3 protein-coding genes, 1 tRNA gene and 1 pseudogene are annotated in these 4,625 nt (G+C 33.7%); all 5 read left to right on the top strand.

The window, feature by feature from the left end; translation table 11 throughout:
- Positions 1-343: pseudogene (locus QZ260_RS05625) on the top strand (hypothetical protein); the annotation flags it as partial.
- 3 nt (positions 344-346) lie between these two features.
- A complete protein-coding gene (gene ftsA, locus QZ260_RS05620; RefSeq protein ID WP_295983742.1) occupies positions 347-1,657 on the top strand; it encodes a cell division protein FtsA in 1,311 nt (436 codons plus the stop codon).
- A 55-nt stretch (positions 1,658-1,712) separates the two neighbouring features.
- Complete coding sequence (ftsZ, locus tag QZ260_RS05615) at positions 1,713-3,704, top strand: cell division protein FtsZ (RefSeq protein ID WP_295983740.1); 1,992 nt, start codon at positions 1,713-1,715, stop codon at positions 3,702-3,704.
- 138 nt (positions 3,705-3,842) lie between these two features.
- Positions 3,843-4,292 carry a GatB/YqeY domain-containing protein gene (locus tag QZ260_RS05610; protein ID WP_295983739.1) on the top strand — a complete coding sequence of 150 codons (450 nt, stop codon included), beginning with the start codon at positions 3,843-3,845 and terminating at the stop codon, positions 4,290-4,292.
- A 24-nt stretch (positions 4,293-4,316) separates the two neighbouring features.
- A tRNA-Arg gene (locus tag QZ260_RS05605) sits at positions 4,317-4,390 on the top strand.
- Positions 4,391-4,625: the final 235 nt, after the last annotated feature.

The raw sequence follows: 4,625 nt of genomic DNA, 5'->3' as shown, positions 1-4,625 counted from the left end.
ATCCATGCCGTTGTCAAAAAATTATTCGGCAAGAGTACCATTGGTTACGGGTTATGTTGAAAAAAATAATTTGAAAAAGGTCTTTAAAATAGCGCGTAAAATTAACAAGGATGAATTTTTGAAAAAACATGTTTTTGAGATCCATCAAGATATTAATATGAACCTCTATTTAAGGCTTAGAAAGTGTGATTTTATTGTGCAATTAGGTGATGGGGAGTTCTTGGATAAAAAAATCAACAACTTAAAAGCATTTTATAAACAAAATCAAAAAAATAATACACTTAATAAATATAGTCAAGTGAATTTACAGTTCGAAAACCAAGTAATATGTACCAAAATTTAAGCTATGGAACTTAATTTAGCAGTAGGATTAGACATAGGAACCACAAAGATTGTGGCAATGATTGGGCGTAAAAATGAATACGGCAAGGTTGAAATTTTAGGTATTGGTAAATCTAAAAGTTTAGGAGTGCATCGTGGTGTTGTTAATAATATTACACAAACCATTCAGTCCATTCAGCAAGCAGTTCAAGAAGCAGAAGTTGCTGCGGATATGAAGATTGAAGATGTTACTGTCGGTATTGCGGGTCAACACATCCGAAGTTTACAGCATAGCGATTATATAACGCGATTAAATTCTGAAACTGTAATTGATGAAGAGGATATTGATAGGCTGATTAATCAAGTTCACAAATTGGTGATGCTTCCTGGAGAAGAAATTATTCATGTATTACCGCAAGAATATAAAGTTGACGGTCAGGCAGAAATAAAAGAGCCAATAGGCATGTATGGAGGTCGTTTAGAAGCGAACTTTCACGTAGTTGTTGGGCAAGTATCTTCTATTAGAAATATAGGACGTTGTGTACAAAGTTCAGGGTTAAACCTTGAAGGCATAACGCTTGAGCCATTGGCATCTGCTAATGCTGTTTTAAGCCAAGAAGAAAAAGAAGCTGGTGTTGCCCTAATTGATATAGGTGGTGGCACTACTGATTTAGCAATTTTTAGAGATGGAATTATTCGTCATACAGCGGTAATTCCTTTCGGAGGAAACGTAATTACAGAAGATATAAAAGAAGGTTGCTCTATCATTGAAAAGCAAGCGGAGTTATTGAAAATTAAATTTGGTTCAGCATGGCCAGGTGAAAATAAGGATAACGAAATAGTATCTATTCCTGGTTTAAGAGGTAGAGACCCTAAGGAAATCACTTTAAAGAATCTGTCCAAAATCATTCATGCCCGCGTTGTAGAAATCGTTGAGCAGGTTTATGTGGAGATTAAAAACTACGGACACGAAGAGCAAAAGAAAAAGTTAATTGCTGGTATTGTTTTAACGGGTGGTGGTAGCCAATTAAAACATTTAAAGCAGTTAGTTGAATATATAACTGGAATGGATACCAGAATAGGATATCCTAACGAACATTTAGCTGGCGATAGTGATGATGATGTAACGAGTCCGTTATACGCCACAGCAGTTGGATTAGTATTAGATGGTTTAAAACGTCAAGAACGAAATAAAACAGAACAACAAGAGCAAGTTGCAGGTGAAATAGAAATATCAGTTGAAGAAGAGCTTAAAGAAAAACCGATAAAGGAAAGACGCTCATTCCTTGATAAGTTAACAGAGCGCGTTAAAGATTTTTTAGATAACGCAGAGTAACTAAATCCATTGAATTAAAATATAAAGTACAAAACCCCTAGAAAAATAGAATTTTATGAGCAGCAAAAAAGAATTCGAAACAAACATCTCATTTGATTTGCCTAAAAATCAATCAAATGTCATTAAAGTCATTGGTGTTGGTGGCGGTGGTAGTAATGCCATTAACCACATGTTCCAACAAGGTATTAAAGGTGTAGATTTTTATATCTGTAATACAGACGCACAAGCCCTTCAAAACAGCGGAGTTCCTAACAAGATTCAACTAGGTCTTAATTTAACAGAAGGTTTAGGAGCAGGAGCAAATCCAGATATTGGTGAGCAATCGGCAGTTGAGAGTTTTGATGATATTTCTCAAATGCTAGACTCTAATACCAAGATGGTATTTATTACAGCAGGAATGGGAGGGGGAACAGGAACGGGAGCTGCACCAATTATTGCTAAAATGGCCAAAGATTTAGACATTTTAACAGTTGGTATTGTAACCATGCCTTTTCAATTTGAAGGTAGAATGCGTATTGAACAATCTCAAAAGGGTATTGAAAAATTAAGAAATGTAGTTGATTCTTTAATTGTAATTAATAATAACAAACTTCGCGAAGTTTATGGAAACCTTGGTTTTAAAGCAGGATTCTCTAAAGCTGATGAAGTGTTATCTACCGCTGCTCGTGGTATAGCTGAAGTTATTACACACCATTATACACAAAATATTGATTTACGAGACGCCAAAACCGTATTAAGTAATAGTGGAACTGCTATTATGGGGTCTGCATTAGCATCAGGTCAAAACCGTGCACAAGACGCTATTAGTAAGGCTCTTGATTCACCTTTGTTAAATGACAACAAAATCACAGGAGCTAAAAATGTATTACTACTAATCGTTTCTGGTGCTCAAGAAATTACTATTGATGAAATAGGAGAGATTAATGATCATATTCAAAATGAAGCAGGTCATGGTGCTAACATTATTATGGGTGTTGGTGAAGATGAATCTTTAGAAGAGTCTATTGCTGTTACCATTATTGCTACTGGGTTTAATATTGAACAACAAGATGAAATTACTAATACAGAAACTAAAAAAGTTATACACTCATTAAGTGAAGATCAAGATTTAGATTCAAAAGAAAAAGAGCCTGTTGTTATTGAGCCAATTATTGTATTAGAAGAAAAGAAGGAAACGCCTGTTGTTCGTCATGTTTTAGATTTAGAAACTGAAGAAGAGGAAGTAGTGATTTTTTCTAAAAAAGAAGAAGTTAAAGAGATACATAGAGATATTGAATTAATACCTACATCAGAAATTATTAAGAATATTAATGTGGTTTATGATGAAGTAAGTGCTAACATTGCTAATCTTGAAGAAGATGAAGATTTTATAATCAAACCAGTAACTAGAATGGTTGCTGATATTGAAGATGTTCAGGATATTGAAGTGATTTCAGATTACGTTGAAGAAGAGCAACAAATCACATTAACTTTCGATTTGCCATTATCAGCTTCAATTGAAGAGATAAAGGAAGAAAAAGAAGATGTAGTTTCTTATGATTTGACGGATGACATTAAAGATATTGCAGTCAACGATTATGTTGAGTTAATAACAGTTAACGAGACCAATGAAGAAGGCGATGTTCGCTATGCTTTAGATGATTATGTTGAAGTAGAATCGTCTATAAATAAAACACAGCAAACGCCAAACGAAGTTTTGGAGGAAGTTGATGAAGAAGTTGTTTTTGAAAAGAAGATTGTTAAAGAACCTACTTTTCATGAAGAAGTTGCTGAGGAAATTGATCCTATGAATAGCCCTATTTCTGAATTATTAAAAGAACGTGCTGAAGAACGCAGACGCAAAATGAAAGACTTTAATTATAAGTTTAATAGTGCTAAAATTGAAGACATAGAAAAAGTGCCAGCTTACAAACGACAAGGGGTGGATTTAAATGAGGCTAAACACTCATCAGAAACCGATATGTCAAGAACGAGTATTGGTTTGGATGATAATGATGATATCCAGCTAAGAAGTAATAATTCATTTTTACACGATAACGTAGATTAATTTATTTGAATTAAACTTAGTGTGTTATTTTTTAATGACCCGAAAAGTTCCCTCAACTTTTTGGGTTTTATTTTCTTGTCATTCCTCTAAAGCCAGGAATCTATTTTTTATCTTCGCATTTCTTTCAAACAATATATTATGAGTTTACAACAAGATATTATGACGGCTTTAAAAGAAGCTATGAAGTCTAAAGATCAAATAGCTTTAACTGCATTGCGTGCTGTAAAATCAGCTATTCTAATAGCGCAAACAGAAAGTGGTGCAAAAGAAGATTTAACGGAAGATCAAGAGCTTAAAATACTTCAAAAGTTAGTCAAGCAACGTAAAGACAGTGCTGCAATTTATTTAGAACAAGATAGGAAGGACTTAGCATTACCTGAAATAGACGAAGCAGAGGTAATTAACCAGTTTTTACCTGAAGCAATCACTGATGAAGAAATTGAAAAAGTTGTTGTTGCAACTATAGAACAAATAGGAGCAGAAGGCATGAAAGATATGGGGAAGGTAATGGGTATGGTTAGCAAAGAACTTACAGGACAGGCAGATGGTAAAACGATTTCTAATATAGTAAAGGCTAAGTTATCTTAAGTTAGTCTAAGTGTAAATAATAACGGCTGCGTAGTTCAACTGGATAGAATATCAGATTTCGGCTCTGAGGGTTGGGGGTTCGAATCCCTTCGCGGTCACATTAATAAGGCCTTAACTAACTATAAAATAGGTAGTTGAGGTTTTTATTTGTTTGAAATACACTAAAATGGTACAAATTTTGGTACAATTATGCGTTTTAGTGGTGTTTATTTGTTCTTTTTTAAAAGTCTCTTTTTTTTAACTCTTTTCTAATTTTATGACTAGGAGTTATATTTAACCATAAGTATGTGTTATAATAATCATCGTCACATTTTACTCTATAAAATTCTTCAT

Origin of the sequence: uncultured Algibacter sp. (genome assembly GCF_905480415.1) — a bacterium.
Classification (GTDB): Bacteria; Bacteroidota; Bacteroidia; order Flavobacteriales; family Flavobacteriaceae; genus Algibacter_B.
Note: the sequence above shows the minus strand (reverse complement) of the source record. Positions and strands in the feature narration are given on the sequence as shown.